Source organism: Methylovirgula ligni (assembly GCF_004135935.1).
In the GTDB taxonomy this organism is placed as follows: domain Bacteria; phylum Pseudomonadota; class Alphaproteobacteria; order Rhizobiales; family Beijerinckiaceae; genus Methylovirgula; species Methylovirgula ligni.
Map to the genome: position 1 here is coordinate 1,245,338 of NZ_CP025086.1, position 17,419 is coordinate 1,262,756.

Genomic DNA, 17,419 nt, shown 5'->3' on the forward strand with positions numbered 1-17,419 from the left:
AGTATTTCGGGCGTGCTCTCCGCAACCGATTGACCGGCGCGGAGCTACCGACTAGAAGGTAGGGAACAAGGGAGAGGAAGCGCCATGAGCGAGAAGATGCTGGATTGGGACGCATACCGGAAACAGCTCAACAAGACGCTCGGCGGCATCGCCAGCGTGAGCCCGGACATTCTCAAAGGCAACGAAATCCTCTCCAATGCGGCGCCGAAGCCGGGGACGCTGGATGCCAAGACGCGCGAACTCATCGCGCTTGCGGTCGCGGTGACGACCCGCTGCGACGGCTGCATCGCCTATCATACCGCTGCGGCGCGTAAGGCACGGGCGACGAAAGAGGAGCTTGTCGAGGCGCTTGGTGTCGCCATCACCCTCAACGAGGGAGCCGCGCTGATCTATTCGGCACGTGCCGTCGATGCGTTCGATAGCGTTGCGGAATAGACCGGGCGGCAAAGGCGGCAAGAGCGCGGGAGGTTGCGTGGCAAAAGCTTTCACCCTGCTGGCCGCGGTCGTATGCGCGAGCATGGCTTTGCTGCTGCCGCCGCGATATGCGTTCTCCGACGTCGCGCCGCAGATCACGCCGTTGCCGGTGCGCGAGATCGCGCCGGGCGTCTATGTGCATCAGGCGCCGATTACGGAGATGAACGCGGCAAGCGGCGGCGATATTGCCAATACCGGCTTCATTGTCGGCGACGATGCCGTCGCGGTCATCGATACGGGAGGCGCGCTGACCATTGGCGCGCGGCTGAAAAAGGCGATCGAAGCGATCACCCCGAAGCCGATCCGCTATGTCATCAACACGACCGAGCACCCGGACTACATTTTCGGCAATGCGGCTTTTGTCGGTCCGGGCGTCACCTTCGTCGGTCACAAGAATTTGCCGCGCGAAATGGCCCAGCGCGGCCCCGACTATCTGGTGACCTGGCGGCGGATGATGCCTGACCTTGTAGCGGGCATCAAGCTCGTGCCGCCGACCCTGCTCGTCGAGCCAGGGAAGGATTTACACCTTGATCTTGGCCATCGCGAAATCGACGTCCGTGCTTGGCCGACAATGTCGACAGACTGTAACGTGACGGTCTTCGATACCGCGACCGCGACCCTGTTCACCGGCGACCTGCTTTATCTGCATCATGTGCCGGTCATCGACGGGAGCCTGCTCGGATGGCTCAAGGAATTGCCAGCGTTCGCGAAAATCCCGGCCCAACGCATCGTCCCGGGGCATGGTCCCGCCGATTCCGACTGGCATGAGGCGCTCGACGCGCAAAAAGCCTATCTCGCCAAAATGACCGAGGATTTGCGCGCCCTCCTGAAGCAGGGCGCGGACATCAACACCGCAGCAAAAAAGGCCGCGCAATCGGAAGCCGGAAAATGGCAGCTCTTTGGAGTCTATAACCCGCGTAACGCGACCGCCGGCTATGCCGAGCTCGAATGGCAGTGAAGCGGCAAGGCAAATGCGCTATAGGAAAGCAAAAGGGAGAAACGACATGCGCAGATGGCATGGAATTGCGGCATTGGCCGTTGCGGCCGCTGCAAGCTTTTTGATCCTGGCGTCGCCGGTGCGCGCCGTCAACGCGACGCCCGAAGAGAACTGGAAGAATCTGGCCGACGCGCTCTTTCCGCACCAGTCGCTGACCGAGGATGGCACGATAATCAAGCTTGGCACGCCGCTGGCAGCGGAGGATGCCGCGCTCGTGCCGGTGACGCTGCATATGAATTACACCGATCCCGATCTGCCAGCCAACGATCCGCATCGGGTAAAGAAAGTCACCCTTGTCATTGATGAGAATCCCTCCCCGGTCGCCGCGGTGTTCGAGCTTGGCCCGAAAGCGGGCGTCACCAAGATCGAAACGCGCGTGCGCGTCAATCAGAACACCAAGGTCCATGCGGTGGCAGAGACCGTCGACGGCAAGCTTTACGTGAGCGAATCCTTCGTCGCTGCCGCCGGCGGCTGCTCGGCACCGAGCGGCGATGCGGATGCTGCCGACGGGCCGCCTATCGGCACAATCCGCGTGCGCGGGATCAAGCCGGAATATGTCAGCAACGACGCCAGCCGCAAGGAAGCTGTCGTGATGATCAAGCATCCGAACAATTCCGGCATGCAGATGGATCAGGAGACGCATCTTTATATTCCCGCGCGCTATGTCGATTCGCTACGCGTCACGCAGGGCGATACGCTGATCTTCGCGATGACCGGGGGGATCTCGATTTCGGAAGATCCAAACTTCCGCTTCGATTATCTCTCGAACGGCGCCGGCAAGATGGATGTCGCCGCATCCGACAGCAAGGGCAAGAAATTCGCCAAGAACGCTGCGATCGAACCGGCGATGTAAGCCGGAGGGCTTCGCCGAAAAGTGGAAACCGGTTTTCGGAAACGAAACGCGACAATAAAAGAATGGAGCGTTTCATCGTTTCCGTGGAACCGTGAAATGCTTTAGTTGAACAGTTCGAAATCGCCCGCCGCATGCGTTTCGCTCTCGCCTTTTTTTGCGAAGGCGAGGCGCGCTTCAAGCTCGGCGAGCGTCAGGACCTTGGCCGCTACGCTGGGGTCGAGCCGCCAATGGTCCGGCAGCGCTAGCGCCAGCGCGCCGAGGAAGTCGCCGAGGTTCTTCAGCTTCTGGCTGATGTGATCGAAGTCCTGCAGTTCGCGCAAATGGGCGGGATCGCGGGCGGCGGCTTGCAGAATCAGCGGCGCGATCAGGCTCTGCAGGCGATGTACGGAGTCGCCGATTTCGCTCAGGGCCTCGCCGACGCGGTCGGTCACGTCGGCGATGGGGACGCTCGTCGACTCTTTCAGCTCGGTGGGGTCCGTGGTCATTCTGCGCCAGATCCTAAAAGAACTCGACATCGGCCGTCTGCGTCGGCGGCGCGACCGCCACCGGTACTTCCGCGCCGGCGATGAAGGCTTGCCGCGCCCGGCCGCAGACCGGCCAGAATTGCAGCCGCCGGCCGCTCTCGCCGCCGCAACTGCCACCGAGATAGGCTATGTTCTCGGTCTTTAGAAATTGTTCGGCGAAAATAACGTTCTTCCGGCCGATGTCGGAGAAGTTTTCGATCGTGCGCGCGCCGCCGAAAAGCTTGGCCTCGAGCCGCTCCTTGCGGGCGCCGCGCCGCAAAAGACCGTTGACCAGAAGTTCCATGAGATGCACGCCGTAGCGCTCGGCCTCGCCATTGCGCGCCGCTTTATCGTCGCCGGGCAACAGGAAATGATTCATGCCGCCGACACGCGCGATGGGGTCGCGAATGCAGGCCGCCACGCAGGAGCCCAGCAAGGTCAGGAGCACGACATCGGGATCGTCGGACACAAAATATTCGCCCTGAACGATATGCACCTTCCGATAATGCGTCTCTTCGCGGTCTGCGGCTGCGGCCGCGGAGCTGCCGCTCATTTCAGCTTCCCGAAAACGGCTTCGATCGCACCCTTCAGCACGGGAATCGTGAAAGGCTTGACGAGGTAATTGTTGACGCCGAGCTTGATGGCGCGCTCGATCAACGCGCGGTCGCCGCGGCCCGTCAGCATGATGAAGGCGGACTTCTGCGTCGCAGGATGTGCCCGCACGGCTTGCAAAAATTGCAGCCCATCGAGTTTGGGCATGTTGAGATCGGAAATGACCAGATGCGCGGGCTTTTGCACCAGAGACTTCAGGGCCTGCTCGCCGTCGGCGGCCATTTCGATGTTCTCGATTCCAAGCTGCTGCAGACCGTCGCGAATCAGCGCGCGGCTGGTGAGCTGATCGTCAACGATCATTGCCCTTATGGCAGACGCGAACGGCATGCCACCCCCCCTTCTTCGTTCCTGTTTGTCAGTCTCAGGATCTCGCCGCCGATTTTTTCGAGCGGCAATTGCCGCTCCACGGCTTTCATTTCAAAGGCGACTCGCGGCATGCCGTAAACGAGGCTCGTCGCGCGATCCTGGCCGATCGTGTTCGCACCTGCCTTGCGCAGGCTCGCGAGTCCTTCAGCGCCGTCGCGGCCCATGCCGGTGAGGATGACGCCGACGGCCTGCGCGCCGACGACCGCACTGACGGATTTGAACATCACATCGACCGACGGCCGATGCCCGTTGACGAGGTCCGCCTTGCTCAGGCGGCAGATCAGGTTCTTGCCGAGCGCGATTTCGAGATGTGCCACTGTCCCCGGCGCCAAATAGATGTGACCCTTTGCCAGCGGCGCGCCGTCACGGGCCTCGGTCACCTTGGCCGCGCAGAGCCGGTCGAGCCGCTCGGCGAAGCTTTTGGTGAAGGTCGCCGGCATGTGCTGGGTGATGATCGTCGGCGGACAATTGTCGGGAAACCGCGACAAGACCTCGATCAACGCCTCGACGCCGCCGGTCGAAGCGCCGATGGCGACAATCCGGCCATCCGGCTCATAAACGAAATTGCGCGGCGTCGGCGCCGCGACGTGGCGTTGCGGCCGCATCAGTTGCGCCCGCGCGGACGCCGCCGCTTTCACCTTCGCAGCGAGATCGGGGAAAATCTCGCGATCCGCCGAAGAGGGCTTGGCGATGCAGTCGAAAGCGCCGATCTCAAGCGCCTTGATCGTCGCCTCTGTTCCGCGCGCCGTCAGATTCGAGATCATGATGACTGGCGTCGGCCGCAGCCGCATGATCTTGGAAAGAAATTCAATGCCGTTCATGTTCGGCATTTCGACGTCAAGCGTGACGACATCGGGCTCGAGCGTCTTCATCGCCTCGCGCGCCTCGTAGGGGTCTGCGGCCTGACCGACGATCTCGATATCGGGATCCTGCGCGAGAATCTGGGAAATCAGATACCGCATCGTCCGCGAATCGTCGACAACAAGAACTTTTGTCTTGCTCACTTGCCGGTTCACTTGCCGCGATCCTTTTGCTTCAAGCGATAGGTGGTGATGCCTTCGGTCTCGAAGACCGCTGCCGCGGGTCCCGAGACGCGCTCGGAATGACCGATGTAGAGTCGGCCTCCCGGCTGGAGCTGCGGCGCGAAGCGGCTCCAGAGCCGCGCCTGTGTGTCGTCCTCGAAATAGATCACGACGTTGCGGCAGAAGATCGCGTCGAATTTGCCGCGCATCGGCCATTGGCCGACGAGGTTGAGTTCACGGAAGGCGACGAGCGTGCGCAGGGCATCGCCCGCGGCCCAGCTCTTGCCCTCCGCGCCGCGCGAAGCCGTGAACCAGCGCAGCCGCAGATCGGCGGCCACAGGCTGCATCGCCGCGTCGCTGTAGATGCCGGCATCGCCCTCGGCGATCATATTGGGATCGATATCGGTGGCGAGAATCTTGATGTCGAGCGATGCCGCGTCGGGCAGAACGGAGAGGATCGTCAGTGCGATCGAATAGGGCTCGGCGCCGTTCGAGCAGGCTGCCGACCACACGCGCACGCGGCCGCCCCGGCGCGCGCTCTCTGCCAGCGGCGGCAGGACGTGACGGCGCAAATGTTCGAAATGATGCGGCTCACGAAAAAACCGCGTCACGTTAGTCGTGAGGGCGGCCAGCATCTGTTGACGCTCGCTCGCGCCCGATTGCGAGGTGACGAGATGGCAATAGTCGCGAAAGCTTTCGAGCCCGAGGGCGCGTAGCCGCTTCGCCAGCCGCGAATAGACGAGCGCTGCCTTGCCCGGCGGGACGTGAATGCCCGCGTCGGCATGCAGCATATCGGCGATCTGGCGGAAATCCGCATCGGTCATCACGAATTCGGCCGTGATGGCGGCGCTCTGCGATTTCCCGGCGGCGAAGGCGGGGGTGCGGGTCATGCGGCTTCGCTCGCCTCGACCGGCAAATCCTTCGCCTGGGCGTTGGCGATCACCGCATCGACATCGAGGATCAGCGCAACGCGGCCGTCGCCGAGGATCGTCGCGGCGGCAATGCCCGGCACATGCCGGTAATTTGCTTCAAGGCTCTTGATGACGACCTGCCGCTGGCCCTGAATGGCATCAACGAGGAGGGCGCTGCGGCCGCCGCCCTCGGTCTCGACGAGGATGACGACGCTCGACATCGGGTCGGCCACATTGGCGCGATAGCTGAGTTCGCGGCCAATATCGATGAGCGGCGTGAATTTGTTGCGGATCGAGATCACGCGCGCGCTGCCGCCCATGCCGTGAATCTCCCCAGCCTTGGGTTGCAGGGTCTCGACAATGGCAGTGAGCGGGACGATCAAGGTCTGGTCGGCGACGGTGACGACCATGCCGTCAAGGACCGCGAGCGTCAGCGGTAGACTCATGGTGAAGGTCGAGCCCCTGCCGGGGCGCGAGCTGATCGAGATCCGGCCGCCGAGTGCTTGAATCGAACGCTTCACCACATCCATGCCGACACCGCGGCCAGAAATATCCGAGATTTCCGACGCAGTGGAAAAGCCGGGCAGGAAGATCAGATTGTCGATCTCCTCGTCGCTCAGCTGCACATCGGCGGGGATTAGGCCCTTGTCGATCGCAATCTGCTTGACGCGTGGTCGGTTGATGCCGGCGCCGTCGTCCGAGATTTCGATCACGATACGGCCGGAGCGATGCAGCGCCGAGAGCCGCACCGTGCCTTCCTCGGGCTTTCCGGCGACGATGCGCGCCTCGGGCTTTTCGAGGCCATGGTCGATGGCGTTGCGGATCATATGCGTCAACGGATCGGTCAGCCGCTCGATGACGGTTTTGTCAACCTCGGTGCCTTCGCCATCCGTCACCAGCCGCACGGCTTTGCCGGTCATCACCGCGAGTTCGCGGACAAGGCGCGGCATGCGCTGGAAGACCGATTTTACCGGCTGCGCGCGGATCGCCATGACGCTATCCTGGATTTCGCGCGTCAATTGCTCGAGCTCGTCGAGGCCGATCACGACGTTGGAGGCACGGGCGAGGCCCGCCTCGGTGACCCGTTGCGCCAGCATGGCCTGATTGATGACAAGCTCGCCGACAAGGTCGATCAGCCGGTCGACGCGATCGAGATCGACGCGGATGGTTGCGACCGCTTTGGTTTCGGCCTCGGTGGCGTGTTTCGCCTCGGCAGCATGTTTCGCTGCGGCTGCCGGTTTTGCGGCCGCGGGCTCGGCGTCGTCAGTCAAAGCCGACGCCAGGACGGCAACGGGAGCGGCAACGGGGCTTTCTGGCGCTTCATCCCCGGCGGGGGAGGCGTCGAGGCCATTCAGCACGCGCGCCAGCAGGGCGGCGACTTCATTATCGGCGGTGCTGGCGGGTTCGCCTTGCGGCGCAGCTTCGTTGACGATGTCGAGATCGCAATCCCAGGTGACGAAATCGAAGACCTCGCGGACCGTGTCCTCGCTTTTCGGCGTCGTCAGCTTGATCGTCCAGGAGAGATAAGCGCCTTCGGGGTCGAGTTCGCTCAACAGAGGCAGCTCGGAAATGTCGCAGGACGTCTCGACCGTGCCGAGGCTGCCCAGTTCGCGCAGAATCAGCATCGCCTCATTGGCCTTGGCATAGAGGCTGGGCTTGGGCTTGAATTTGATGATGAAGACATTTTCCGATGGTGACGCCGGCGCGTCCTCGTCGAAGTCGAAGGCGGCGTGCACCGGCTGAAATTCGAGGCCGGAAAGATCGTCCTCGGGTTCTGCCTCGGCCGAGGGGTTAAGCGCACGCAATTCGTCGGCGAGCTTCTGGGCGCGGCTCTCGTCGATGCTGCCGCCATCGCGGGCAGCGCGGACGAGATCGGCCAACACATCGGCAGCGCGCAGCAGAACCTTCAGAACTTCCGGCGAAGGTTCCAACTTGCCGGCGCGGACATGATCGAGCGCAGTCTCGAAGACATGCGCGAAGCCGACGAGGTCTTCCAGGCTGAAGGCGCCGGCGCCGCCCTTGACGGAATGGACCGCGCGGAACACGGCGTTCACTGTTTCCGAATCGGCCTCGCCGTTCTCCATCGCCAGCAGGCCCGCTTCGAGTTCGGCGAGTTGCTCTTCGCATTCCTGAAAGAAAGTCTGTCTGATCGCCGCCATCGGGTCCATGGCTTCCCCCGAATGTTAGGCAGCGACGCGCCGCACGGCCGCGACAAGCTTGGTGGGATCGAACGGCTTGACGATCCAGCCAGTGGCGCCGGCGCGGCGGGCGCGATCCTTTTTCTCGGCATCGCTTTCCGTCGTCAGCACCAGGATGGGGATGGCGCGATGCTCGGCGTCGTGGCGCACCTTCTCGATGAAGCCGAAACCATCGAGCCGCGGCATGTTGATATCGGTGACGATGACGTCAGGCTTTTCCCCGGCCAGAACTTCAAGGCCGTGCATGCCATCCTCTGCCTGGATGACGCGATAGCCCGCATCGGACAAGGTCAGCAAAAGCATGTCGCGCATCGTGCGCGAGTCATCGACAGTGAGAATCGTCTTGGTCATTCGCCGCGGCCCCCTGCAAAACGCTCGTCCCAGTCTCCGCCACGGCGCTTAAAATTCTTCCCACTCGTCGGTGACCGGCTTCGGCGCGGCGCCGCCGCGAGCGCCGACGGTTTTGAGCGCCCGCGCGGCAATCTTCTCGGCGCCCCGCGCCTGCGGTTTGCGCGGCGCTTCGATCTCGCCGACCTGAAAGCGGCCGACGAGCCGGCTCAGCTCTTCGGTTTCCTGCGACAGCGTATGGCTTGCCGCAGTCGATTCCTCGACCATGGCGGCGTTCTGCTGCGTCACCTGATCCATCTGATTGACGGCGGTGTTGACTTCTTGCAGGCCGGTCGCCTGTTCGCGAGCACTGGTGGCGATGTCGGCGACGATTGAATCCATCTCGGCCACTTGTGTGAAAATGCGCTCAAGCGCCTTGCCGGTTTCGGCGACGAGATCGACGCCCTGCTTGACCTGCGTGCTGGAGGCGGAGATGAGACCCTTGATTTCCTTTGCCGCCTCGGCCGAGCGCTGCGCCAGCGCCCGCACCTCGGACGCCACGACCGCGAAGCCGCGGCCGGCATCGCCCGCACGCGCCGCCTCCACGCCGGCGTTGAGCGCCAGCAGATTGGTCTGGAAAGCGATCTCATCGATGACGCTGATGATCTGGCTGATCTGCTGTGAGGATTTCTCGATCGCACTCATCGCGCCGATCGCCTGGCGGACGACGCCGCCGCCTTTTTCCGCATCGGATCTGGCGGTGGCGACGAGCTCGCGCGCGTGGGTCGCGCCATCGGCGGTCTTGCGCACCGTCGCCGTGATTTCATCGAGCGCTGCGGCGGTCTCCTCAAGGCTTGCCGCCTGCTGCTCTGTGCGTCGCGAGAGGTCATCCGCCGCCGTGGAGATTTCCTGCGTGCCGGAGCGAATCGCCCGCGTGTTCGAATTGACGTGCAGCATCACCTGCTGAAGCTTCTCGATCGAGACGTTGAAGTTGCCGCGAATTTTTTCGTATTCGCTGGTGAAGGCATTCGAGAGCCGGAACGTCAGATCGCCGTCCGAGAGCCGCTGCAAGGCCTCGGTGATCGAGGTGACGAAGGTGTGGTGCGCCTCGATATAATGCTGGGTCTCGATTTCCTGACGCGCCCGGTCTTCTTCGGCCGCCTTGCGCGCCGCTTCGGCCGCGGTTTCGAGCCGGGCTTTCTCGACCGCATTTTCCTTGAAGACCTGGACACGTTGCGACATCTCGGCGATCTCGTCGCCTTCTCCCAGCGGCGGGACGCCGACGTCGATCCGGCCTTGCGCCAATTTCCGCATGCAATCGTTGAGAATGCGGATGGGGAATGCGATCCGCCGCTCGAGCTGGTAACCGGCATAGGCCGCGACCAGAAGGGCGAGCACGCCGCCGATGATCTGCGCGAGGTGAACAAGCCAGAGCGCGCCGGCCTGCGCTTCGGCTGCTCCGGCGGAAAGCGCGGTGGCCTTGGCACGAAGATCAGCGGCCGCCGCACGGACACGCAGCATCGAATCGACGCTCGCCGTCGATTTGGCGATCGCTATAGCTTGCGGCGCTGTCTGTGGGTCGCCGCCAAGCTGCATTTCCGGATCACCGACGTCATGCCGCCACGCCGCGTTGTCCTCTGCGAATTGATTGATTGACGCCGCGATGTCTGGCCGGTCTGCCGCCTCGTTGCGGGCCGCGGCGATCTCGTCATCGAACTGCTTGACCGCCGCGGCATAGAGTTCGTGATAGCGCGACTGGCCAGAAAGCAAGAAGCCTCTTGCATCGCTGCTCTGATCAAATTGCGCGGCCATCGCGTTATCGAGACGTTCGGCGAGCTGGAAGGACGCATCGCGCGTTTCGATCGCGTCTTCCGCGTGATGGACGGCGAATTCGATGGCAACGGACGTGAGTGCCACGACACCGAGGACAGCGGAAAATGCGACAATCAGTTTCTTGGAGATGACCAGGTTCTGCGACGCCACAGACCCCTCCCGATCGAGTGAGCGCGACGGCGCAACGGTCAGGACATTGACCAAGATGAGCGCAAGAGCCCCTGCCGCATGCTTCTTTTGAAAATTTTTACGCGAAAAGAATGAATAAATTCCCAAGCGATTCGTCGGGTGAATTCTCTGCGATGGCAATCAGGAATTGAGCGACACACATTGCGCGGCGAGGGCGGCAATGGAAATTAGAAGAAGATCGCGCCTTCTTAGAAATCCGTGCGGCTGCGGATCGCCGCGACGAGCGTGCCTTCGTCGAGATAATCAAGCTCGCCGCCGACGGGTACGCCATGTGCGAGCCGCGTGACGCGCACCGACAGCGGCGCCAAAAGATCAGTGATATAATGCGCAGTCGTCTGGCCATCGACTGTGGCATTGACCGCCAGCACGACCTCCTCGATCGAATCATTGGCGACACGGCCGACGAGGCTTTTCAGATTGAGATCGTCGGGGCCGATGCCGTCGAGCGGCGACAGGGTACCCCCAAGAACGTGATAGCGCGCCGAGAGCGCTCCGGCGCGTTCCAGAGCCCAGAGATCGGCCACAGTTTCGACGACGACGAGCAACTTGCTGTCGCGCCGGTTATCGCGGCAGATGGTGCAAGGGTCATAGGTATCGACATTGCCGCAGACCGAACAGACGACGATACGCTCGCGCGCCACCTGCATCGCCTCGGCGAGCGGCGCCAGCAATTCTTCGCGCTTGCGGATCAGGTGCAGCGCCGCGCGGCGGGCTGAACGCGGGCCAAGCCCCGGCAGCCGCGCCAGCAATTGGATCAGCCGCTCGATCTCCGGACCGGCGATGCGTTCTGCCATATCAGAATAATTTCAGACCCGGCGGGATCGGCAGGCCGGCCGTCAGGCTCTTCATGCGCTCTTCCGTCAGCCGGTCGGCCTTCTTGCGGGCATCGTCATAGGCGGCGACGATGAGATCTTCGAGCATTTCCTTGTCGTCCGGCTTCAGCAGCGAGGGATCGAGGGAGAGGCCCTTCAACAGACCTTTCGCCGTCAGGGTGACACGGACGAGACCGCCGCCCGACTGGCCCTCGACTTCAATGCGTTCGAGCTCGGCCTGAGCTTCCTGAAACTTGGCCTGCATGGCCTGGGCCTGCTTCATGATGTCGAACATTCCGGCCATGATGTTTCCTTTGAAAATTACAGATCGTCTTCAGGAGGCGCCGAATCTATATAGGCGATGTCTTCGGCCGCCGTCGCGTTTTCCGCCGGCTCTGCCTCGCGCACCGCGACGATCTCGGCGCCAGGAAAAACGTCCATCACCGCGCGCACCAGCGGGTCGGCGCGCACCCCGTGCAGGCTCGCCGCTGCGGCGGCCTCGGCCTGCTCTTTCAAACTCGGCGTGCCAGCCTCGCTAGAAATCGCGACCATCCAGCGCCGGCCGGTCCATTCCTGCAATCGCCGCATCAGCGTTTGCGCGAGCTGCGGCGAGGCACCGGGAGCAAGCGCGAATTCGATCGCGCCTTCCTCGAAGCGCACGAGGCGGACGTCGCGCTCCAGCGCCATCTTCAATTGAATGTCGCGGGCGGCCGCGGCTTGCGCCACGACATCCTCGAAGCGCGCGAGCCGCAGCCCTGGTTCAGTGCGCTCCGGCTGCGGTGCCGGCGCGGCGCGGACAGCCTGACCGGTTCCGCGCGACACCAACGAAGCCGAGCTGCCAGCAGGCGCGGAGTCGCGTGCGGGACTTGGAGAGGAAGCCGCGGTCGTCGCTTGCGGCAGGTTGCCGAGCCGGCGAAGGGCCTCGTCCGGCGTTGGCAGATCGGCGGCGTAAGCGAGCCGCACGAGAATCATATCGGCGGCGGCAAGCGGGCGCGGCGAATCCTTGATCTCGTTCAAACCCTTCAGCAGCAATTGCCAGGCGCGCGTCAGCACCGGCAAAGAAAGGCTTTGCGCGAATTCGGCGCCGCGCACGCGCTCCACCTCGCTCAGTGCCGGGTCCTTCGCCGTCTCCGGCACCAGCTTCAGCCGGGTCACGATATGGGTGAATTCGGCAAGCTCACCGAGCAGGCGCTGGGGATCGGCGCCGGACTCATAGAGCGCCTTCATCGCGGCGAGGGCGGCGGCGATATCGCCGCGCATCACATCAGCGAAAAGCTCGATCAGGCGCCCGCGGTCGGCAAGGCCGAGCATCTGCCGCAGGTCTTCGGCTTTGACTTCGACGCGCAGGCTGCCCTTGGCATGGGCGATCGCCTGGTCGAGCAGCGACAGCGCATCGCGCACGGAGCCTTCCGCCGCCCGCGCGATCGAGGCGAGTGCCTCGGGTTCGGCGGCGATCTCCTCTTTGACGCAAATGCCCGAAAGGTGAGCGACGAGCCGGTCCGCCTCGATACGGCGCAGATCGAAACGCTGGCAGCGCGAGCGCACCGTCACCGGGACTTTCTCGATCTCGGTCGTGGCGAAGATGAATTTCACATGGTCCGGCGGCTCTTCCAGCGTCTTCAACAGGCCGTTGAAGGCCTGTTTCGAGAGCATGTGAACTTCGTCGATGATATAGACCTTGGTGCGCGCAAGGACCGGACGATAGCGCGCATTATCGATGATCTCGCGGACGTCATCGATGCCGGTATGCGAGGCCGCGTCCATCTCGATCACGTCGACATGACGGGAATCGATGATCGCCTGGCAATGCACGCCAAGCTCCGGCATGTGGATCGTCGGCGCGTTGATTGCCGGCTTGCCGTCGCGCGCCGGCAGCTCGTAATTGAAGGCGCGAGCGAGGATGCGGGCTGTCGTCGTCTTGCCGACCCCGCGCACGCCGGTCAGGATATAGGCTTGGTGGATACGGCCGAGATCGAAGGCATTCGACAAGGTCGTGACCATCGCCTCCTGGCCGATGAGATCGTCGAAATTCGCCGGCCGGTACTTGCGCGCGAGCACCCGATAGGGCGTCGGCGCGATGGCCTCGTGACCTTTGGGCAGAAGAGAGGGTTCGGCGCTGTGATCCTCGGCCATTCGCCTGTCGTTGCGAGCCGAGCGAAGCAATCCAGCCGGTTCTCGGATTGCTTCGTCGCTGCGCGCCTCGCAATGACGCAGCGACGGACCTTTCCCGATCGAAGGTATAAGGTCGAGAGGTGGGAGGCTGGACAGAAACCCGCCCGGTCTCGTCTGGGCTGCTTCCTTCCGGACCTGACCCGGTTGGCGAGTGGTGCGTCCACCGCCAACCTCCCGCGCTCTATGTGGACCAGCGCGGGAAAATCCGCAAGGCCGGGCGAGGCTTAAATCTTGCTCGCGAGCCTGAGAGGTTTATACGTCAAAACAGAAGCTTACCTTATATCCCGGGCGAGACATTGCGATGACCAAGGCGCTGGTGCTTTTTTCCGGCGGGCAGGATTCGACCACCTGCCTCGCCTTTGCGCTGGCGCGTTTCGATCACGTCGAGACGATCGGCTTCGATTATGGGCAGCGCCATCGCGTCGAACTCGATCAGCGGGCGAAAATCCGCGAGCGGATCGTCCTGCGCGACCCGCTCTGGGCGCGGCGGCTCGGCGAGGACCATCTGATCGACCTTACCGTGCTCGGCCAGATTTCGGCGACGGCGATGACCCGCGATGTTGCCATTGTCACGGAAGCGAACGGGCTGCCGAACACGTTCGTTCCCGGCCGCAACCTGATCTTTCTCGCCTTCGCCGCGGCGGTCGCCTACCGGCGCGGGCTCAAGCACATCGTCGGCGGCATGTGCGAGACGGATTTCTCCGGCTATCCCGATTGCCGCGACGCGACGATCAAGGCCATGCAGACCGCCCTCAATCTCGGCATGGAAAAGGATTTCGTGCTCGATACGCCGCTCATGTGGCTCGACAAGGCGACGACCTGGAAGCTCGCCGAAGAGCTTGGCGGGCAGGCGCTGGTCGATCTCATCGTCGAGGACACGCACACCTGCTATCTCGGCGAGCGCGGCACGCGGCACGCATGGGGCTATGGCTGCGGCGCCTGCCCCGCCTGCCAATTGCGGGCGCAGGGCTGGGCGAAATATCGCGCCGAAGCTGCGGCGAGCGCCGGCTAGTCTTTATTGGGTTGGCGTGGGCGCGGCGGTGCTGGTCGCGCTCGTCGCATTTTGCGAGGCGGCCGGGGCTGGGCTCGCGGCCGCGGCTTGCGCCGCAGGCGCCGGTTGCACGGCAGGCTTTGCCCCGAAGAACGAGAAAAACGAGCCCTGACTCGGCGCCCGCTGCGGGGCCGGCGCGCTGGCCGTCTGGAGCGCGGCGAGAGGCGTTGCCGGTGCCGCGCTCTGCGGCGGCGTCTGCGGATTCGGAACTGCCGGGGGCGCCGCGCCGGTGCTCGCCGGCTGTGCGGCAGCGGTGGTCGAGGCAGTCGGCTGCGGATCGACAGCGGGTTCGCTCTCGCCCCGCGCCAGTGCCAACGCCCTGGCCTTTTTCTCGGCCGCATCGGCGGCGGCAAGGTCTTTCGCGCGGGCGACCTTCAACTGTGCTTCGGTCGGCGCCTTGCCGTGCCGCTTGATCGCGACATCGACCGGCCCCTGAACCAAAGCGTCGGGACGGCTGACATCCTCGATCGGCTGCCCTCTGAAGGTCGGGTTCTGACCGCCATCCGCATAGACCGTGTGCACCGCCGGCAGACCGCTGGCGGCAAGCTCGGCGATCCGGGCGTCGTCGCGTGCTTCCTTGGCGAGAACTTCTTCCGCTACCATCTGGTCGCGCTTCAGCGCCGGGCAAGGCGCGCTGGGATCGAGCCTCTCGCCGTTCGCGGGCGTCGCGTTGAACACGTAATGCAGGTTGCAGACGCCGACGCGAACTTCCTCTTTCGTCACTTCGAAATTGTCGGTGCCTGTCTTCAACTCACGCCAGAAGGCGATATTGGGGTCGAGCCTGTATTTGGCGAAATTCTCCGCGGTCATGTGGAACGGCATGGATTGCATCTGAATCTCCGGCTGGCCGCCGGCGAAAGCCTCGCGCGCAATCGCGTAGATTTCGGCAATCTCCATGTTGGTCATCGAGAAACAGCCGGCCGAGGAGCAGATGCCATGCACCATGATCGAATCGCCGCTGTAGCCGTGCGCGCGATCGTAGACATTGGGATAGCCGACGTTGAACGAAAGATAATAGCTGGAGCGCGGATTCATCTGCGAGGGATAGATCGGATAGAATCCTTCCGGCACCTGCCGGTCGCCCTTGCGTTTCTTCGGGCCGAGCTGGCCCGACCAGCGGCACATCGGATAGGTCCGCAGAAGCACGTAGCGCCCGTCGTCGCGCTGCTTCCAGATTTCGAATTCCGCTTCCTTCTTGTAGGTACGGAAGAGGACGGGTGCCTGCGGGTTCGTGCCCTTGGCCTGCATCAAGGCCAGCGTTTGCGGCGAAAGCGGCTGATAGGCGCGATCGACGAAATCGCTGGAATCGTCTTCGCCGACGCAGCCAGCGAGCATGGCGGTCAAGGCGATGACGGCGAACCGCGCCGTAAAGCGGCGAAAGAAAGCGGAATGGAACGGCATCGGCATTTGCTCTAAGGCCCCCAGTGGCCACGCCGCCATCTAAGAGCGTTATCCTTATCCGCCGGTTACTTCAACCGCCCGGCGATCACTCGGGGCCATAGCCTTGGCGGTGATTGGGCCGCCAATAAGGCGGCGCATAGGGCCAGAAATGGTCGGCGTAGACGCCGCGGGTGACGCAGACCCGCTGAATCCCCATCCGGGTCACCTGATTATAGAGGTTCATCTGCGGGTCGGCGACGATATCGCAGGTGGGCGGGGGGGAAAGCGCGACCGCTGGCGGAGGCGTCGGGGGATAATAGGGCTGGTCGAGATCGGCGCCCCATGCGGCCCCGGCGGCGCAAAGGCAAGCCAGGGCGAGGCCGGGGAGCAGGCCCATCTTCGTCTTTGCAATGCCCGGCATCCATCCAGCTCCGGCGCGGCCGATCGGCCGCGATTCGCCGGAGAATGACGCGCTAAGCTTGCCTCTCGCTTGAGCGGGTCACGCCCTGACGATCAAACCTTGGGCTTGGAGAAGACGGACGCGAGGCTGACTTCCTCCTCACGCTCGGCCGGCGCCGAGGGGTGTGAGCTGAAGACATCTCCGTCGTGGAAGCCCTCAGGGCGCGGCGCGGTCGTGATCTCCGCCGGAACCAGGGTCTGTTTGCGGTCTTCCTCGACCGGCGGGCGCTCCTTGGCGGCGCGATTGACCTCGAAATCGAGATCCATCTGCGAGCAGAGGCCCAGCGTGACCGGGTCCATCGGCGTCAGCGCGGCGGAATTCCAGTGCGTGCGGTTGCGGATCGCCAGCAATGTCGTCTTGGTCGTGCCGACGAGGCGCATGATCTGCGCATCCTTCAACTCCGGATGGTTGCGCAGCAGCCAGAGAATCGCGTTCGGTCGGTCCTGGCGGCGGGAGAGAGGCGTATAGCGTGGCCCGCGGGCGCGCTTGATCTCCGGCAGCCGCACCTTGGATTGGGCGAGCTGCAGGCGATGCGCCGGGTCCTTCTCGCCAGCGGCGATCTCCTCGCGGGTCAATTGGCCGGAGGTGATCGGGTCGTGGCCTTTGATGCCGGCCGCGACTTCACCGTCGGCGATGCCCTTCACTTCCAGCGGATGCAATTTACAGAAATCGGCGATCTGGTCGAAGCTGAGCGAAGTATTTTCGACGAGCCATACGGCGGTCGCCTTGGGCATCAGCGGGGCGTCGGTCATCATCAACTCCTTTGGGCCTCGGCGGCGCCGGAGCGCGAACAGCGGCGCGGCAGCCAAAACCGGAAACAGGGGCGTCCGCGTCTGCACGCGGCCGGACAAACTCAAGCGCAGCCTGAATGCCGCATCTTAATGTCCGTTTTGGGGGAATCGGCTCTTTTCTAAGCGACCCGGCGGCGCAAAGCAATGCGCGCCATAGCGGCTTTGAGGCTGATATAGTCGTTCTTGCACCAATTGCGCCCGGCTTTCGCGACCGGGTGAGCCGCCGAGGGAGGATGGCCGGCCATGAGCCGTGACGATGACGATCCGTTCGCACCGCCGAAGAAGGCGCCCGCTCATGTGGTGGGCCAGCTGCTCGATGATCTTTCGGTCGAGGAACTAGGCCTGCGTATTGCCGCGCTCAAGGCGGAGATCGCCCGGCTGGAGAGCGCGCGGACCGCGAAGGAGGCGAGCCTCGCCGGCGCTGCGGCCTTTTTCAAGCCGGCGGGCTGAAAACCACCGGTTGTGGCT

At 63.6% G+C, this 17,419-nt stretch carries 19 protein-coding genes and 1 other RNA gene; 5 read left to right on the forward strand and 15 right to left on the reverse strand.

Features of this window, described 5'->3' with window-relative positions; genetic code table 11:
• Nucleotides 1-84 precede the first annotated feature (84 nt).
• Genes CWB41_RS06085 through CWB41_RS06095 form a run of 3 tightly spaced genes read left to right on the forward strand, consistent with a single transcriptional unit; the run spans nucleotide 85 to nucleotide 2,324 of the window.
• Entirely contained in the window at nucleotides 85-435 is a 351-nt protein-coding gene (locus CWB41_RS06085; RefSeq protein ID WP_425373442.1) for a carboxymuconolactone decarboxylase family protein, read from the forward strand.
• A 37-nt stretch (nucleotides 436-472) separates the two neighbouring features.
• Nucleotides 473-1,432: a quinoprotein relay system zinc metallohydrolase 2 gene (locus CWB41_RS06090; protein WP_245411127.1), complete on the forward strand. Its 960-nt coding sequence runs from the start codon at nucleotides 473-475 to the stop codon at nucleotides 1,430-1,432.
• Between the two features lie 46 nt (nucleotides 1,433-1,478).
• Nucleotides 1,479-2,324, forward strand: coding sequence for a quinoprotein dehydrogenase-associated SoxYZ-like carrier (locus tag CWB41_RS06095; RefSeq protein WP_115835108.1), 846 nt, complete (start codon nucleotides 1,479-1,481; stop codon nucleotides 2,322-2,324).
• Nucleotides 2,325-2,425: 101 nt separating this feature from the next.
• On the opposite strand, the gene CWB41_RS06100 is transcribed toward CWB41_RS06095, so the two are convergent.
• From CWB41_RS06100 to ffs, 12 genes are all read right to left on the reverse strand, one after another.
• Nucleotides 2,426-2,809 (reverse strand): hypothetical protein, encoded by a 384-nt coding sequence (locus CWB41_RS06100; RefSeq protein ID WP_115835107.1) that lies wholly within the window; start codon nucleotides 2,807-2,809, stop codon nucleotides 2,426-2,428.
• 13 nt (nucleotides 2,810-2,822) lie between these two features.
• Nucleotides 2,823-3,380 (reverse strand): chemotaxis protein CheD, encoded by a 558-nt coding sequence (locus CWB41_RS06105; protein WP_115835106.1) that lies wholly within the window; start codon nucleotides 3,378-3,380, stop codon nucleotides 2,823-2,825.
• Complete coding sequence (locus CWB41_RS06110) at nucleotides 3,377-3,766, reverse strand: response regulator (protein WP_115835105.1); 390 nt, start codon at nucleotides 3,764-3,766, stop codon at nucleotides 3,377-3,379. The genes CWB41_RS06105 and CWB41_RS06110 overlap by 4 nt, the downstream gene beginning before the upstream one ends.
• Nucleotides 3,745-4,767 carry a protein-glutamate methylesterase/protein-glutamine glutaminase gene (locus CWB41_RS06115; protein ID WP_245411163.1) on the reverse strand — a complete coding sequence of 341 codons (1,023 nt, stop codon included), beginning with the start codon at nucleotides 4,765-4,767 and terminating at the stop codon, nucleotides 3,745-3,747. The genes CWB41_RS06110 and CWB41_RS06115 overlap by 22 nt, the downstream gene beginning before the upstream one ends.
• Nucleotides 4,768-4,817: 50 nt before the next feature.
• Nucleotides 4,818-5,717, reverse strand: coding sequence for a CheR family methyltransferase (locus CWB41_RS06120; RefSeq protein WP_115835104.1), 900 nt, complete (start codon nucleotides 5,715-5,717; stop codon nucleotides 4,818-4,820).
• Entirely contained in the window at nucleotides 5,714-7,906 is a 2,193-nt protein-coding gene (locus CWB41_RS06125; RefSeq protein ID WP_115835103.1) for a chemotaxis protein CheA, read from the reverse strand. The genes CWB41_RS06120 and CWB41_RS06125 overlap by 4 nt, the downstream gene beginning before the upstream one ends.
• A 15-nt stretch (nucleotides 7,907-7,921) precedes the next feature.
• Nucleotides 7,922-8,287: a response regulator gene (locus tag CWB41_RS06130; RefSeq protein ID WP_115835102.1), complete on the reverse strand. Its 366-nt coding sequence runs from the start codon at nucleotides 8,285-8,287 to the stop codon at nucleotides 7,922-7,924.
• Between the two features lie 48 nt (nucleotides 8,288-8,335).
• Nucleotides 8,336-10,246, reverse strand: coding sequence for a methyl-accepting chemotaxis protein (locus tag CWB41_RS06135; protein WP_129396421.1), 1,911 nt, complete (start codon nucleotides 10,244-10,246; stop codon nucleotides 8,336-8,338).
• Nucleotides 10,247-10,473: 227 nt separating this feature from the next.
• Nucleotides 10,474-11,079, reverse strand: coding sequence for a recombination mediator RecR (gene recR, locus CWB41_RS06140; RefSeq protein WP_115835100.1), 606 nt, complete (start codon nucleotides 11,077-11,079; stop codon nucleotides 10,474-10,476).
• A 1-nt stretch (nucleotide 11,080) separates the two neighbouring features.
• On the reverse strand, nucleotides 11,081-11,401 hold the full coding sequence (locus CWB41_RS06145) for a YbaB/EbfC family nucleoid-associated protein (protein WP_115835099.1): 321 nt from the start codon (nucleotides 11,399-11,401) through the stop codon (nucleotides 11,081-11,083).
• A gap of 17 nt (nucleotides 11,402-11,418) precedes the next feature.
• Nucleotides 11,419-13,230: a DNA polymerase III subunit gamma/tau gene (locus CWB41_RS06150; RefSeq protein WP_115835098.1), complete on the reverse strand. Its 1,812-nt coding sequence runs from the start codon at nucleotides 13,228-13,230 to the stop codon at nucleotides 11,419-11,421.
• A 118-nt stretch (nucleotides 13,231-13,348) separates the two neighbouring features.
• Nucleotides 13,349-13,445: signal recognition particle sRNA small type (gene ffs, locus CWB41_RS06155), an RNA gene on the reverse strand.
• A gap of 125 nt (nucleotides 13,446-13,570) precedes the next feature.
• Between ffs and queC the strand changes: the two genes are divergently transcribed.
• Nucleotides 13,571-14,281: a 7-cyano-7-deazaguanine synthase QueC gene (queC, locus tag CWB41_RS06160; RefSeq protein ID WP_115835097.1), complete on the forward strand. Its 711-nt coding sequence runs from the start codon at nucleotides 13,571-13,573 to the stop codon at nucleotides 14,279-14,281.
• A 3-nt stretch (nucleotides 14,282-14,284) separates the two neighbouring features.
• Here the strand turns inward: queC and CWB41_RS06165 are convergent, their stop codons facing one another.
• From CWB41_RS06165 to CWB41_RS06175, 3 genes are all read right to left on the reverse strand, one after another.
• Nucleotides 14,285-15,721: a L,D-transpeptidase family protein gene (locus CWB41_RS06165; RefSeq protein ID WP_115835096.1), complete on the reverse strand. Its 1,437-nt coding sequence runs from the start codon at nucleotides 15,719-15,721 to the stop codon at nucleotides 14,285-14,287.
• Nucleotides 15,722-15,806: 85 nt separating this feature from the next.
• Nucleotides 15,807-16,121 (reverse strand): hypothetical protein, encoded by a 315-nt coding sequence (locus CWB41_RS06170; protein WP_115835095.1) that lies wholly within the window; start codon nucleotides 16,119-16,121, stop codon nucleotides 15,807-15,809.
• A 92-nt stretch (nucleotides 16,122-16,213) separates the two neighbouring features.
• Nucleotides 16,214-16,912 (reverse strand): DUF1013 domain-containing protein, encoded by a 699-nt coding sequence (locus tag CWB41_RS06175; RefSeq protein ID WP_115835490.1) that lies wholly within the window; start codon nucleotides 16,910-16,912, stop codon nucleotides 16,214-16,216.
• A gap of 282 nt (nucleotides 16,913-17,194) precedes the next feature.
• On the opposite strand from CWB41_RS06175, the gene CWB41_RS06180 reads away from it, so the two are divergent.
• Nucleotides 17,195-17,401, forward strand: a complete 207-nt coding sequence (locus CWB41_RS06180; protein WP_115835094.1) for a DUF1192 domain-containing protein — start codon at nucleotides 17,195-17,197, stop codon at nucleotides 17,399-17,401.
• Nucleotides 17,402-17,419: the final 18 nt, after the last annotated feature.

Bases quoted from the DNA above. Each gene is read 5' to 3' on its own strand.
- CWB41_RS06085 (WP_425373442.1), top strand. From the start codon at position 85: ATGAGCGAGAAGATGCTGGATTGGGACGCATACCGGAAACAGCTCAAC.
- CWB41_RS06095 (WP_115835108.1), top strand. From the start codon at position 1,479: ATGCGCAGATGGCATGGAATTGCGGCATTGGCCGTTGCGGCCGCTGCA.
- CWB41_RS06100 (WP_115835107.1), bottom strand. From the start codon at position 2,809: ATGACCACGGACCCCACCGAGCTGAAAGAGTCGACGAGCGTCCCCATC.
- CWB41_RS06105 (WP_115835106.1), bottom strand. From the start codon at position 3,380: ATGAGCGGCAGCTCCGCGGCCGCAGCCGCAGACCGCGAAGAGACGCAT.
- CWB41_RS06110 (WP_115835105.1), bottom strand. From the start codon at position 3,766: ATGCCGTTCGCGTCTGCCATAAGGGCAATGATCGTTGACGATCAGCTC.
- CWB41_RS06115 (WP_245411163.1), bottom strand. From the start codon at position 4,767: ATGCGGTATCTGATTTCCCAGATTCTCGCGCAGGATCCCGATATCGAG.
- CWB41_RS06120 (WP_115835104.1), bottom strand. From the start codon at position 5,717: ATGACCCGCACCCCCGCCTTCGCCGCCGGGAAATCGCAGAGCGCCGCC.
- CWB41_RS06125 (WP_115835103.1), bottom strand. From the start codon at position 7,906: ATGGACCCGATGGCGGCGATCAGACAGACTTTCTTTCAGGAATGCGAA.
- CWB41_RS06130 (WP_115835102.1), bottom strand. From the start codon at position 8,287: ATGACCAAGACGATTCTCACTGTCGATGACTCGCGCACGATGCGCGAC.
- recR (WP_115835100.1), bottom strand. From the start codon at position 11,079: ATGGCAGAACGCATCGCCGGTCCGGAGATCGAGCGGCTGATCCAATTG.
- CWB41_RS06145 (WP_115835099.1), bottom strand. From the start codon at position 11,401: ATGGCCGGAATGTTCGACATCATGAAGCAGGCCCAGGCCATGCAGGCC.
- CWB41_RS06150 (WP_115835098.1), bottom strand. From the start codon at position 13,230: ATGGCCGAGGATCACAGCGCCGAACCCTCTCTTCTGCCCAAAGGTCAC.
- queC (WP_115835097.1), top strand. From the start codon at position 13,571: ATGACCAAGGCGCTGGTGCTTTTTTCCGGCGGGCAGGATTCGACCACC.
- CWB41_RS06165 (WP_115835096.1), bottom strand. From the start codon at position 15,721: ATGCCGTTCCATTCCGCTTTCTTTCGCCGCTTTACGGCGCGGTTCGCC.
- CWB41_RS06170 (WP_115835095.1), bottom strand. From the start codon at position 16,121: ATGCCGGGCATTGCAAAGACGAAGATGGGCCTGCTCCCCGGCCTCGCC.
- CWB41_RS06175 (WP_115835490.1), bottom strand. From the start codon at position 16,912: ATGACCGACGCCCCGCTGATGCCCAAGGCGACCGCCGTATGGCTCGTC.
- CWB41_RS06180 (WP_115835094.1), top strand. From the start codon at position 17,195: ATGAGCCGTGACGATGACGATCCGTTCGCACCGCCGAAGAAGGCGCCC.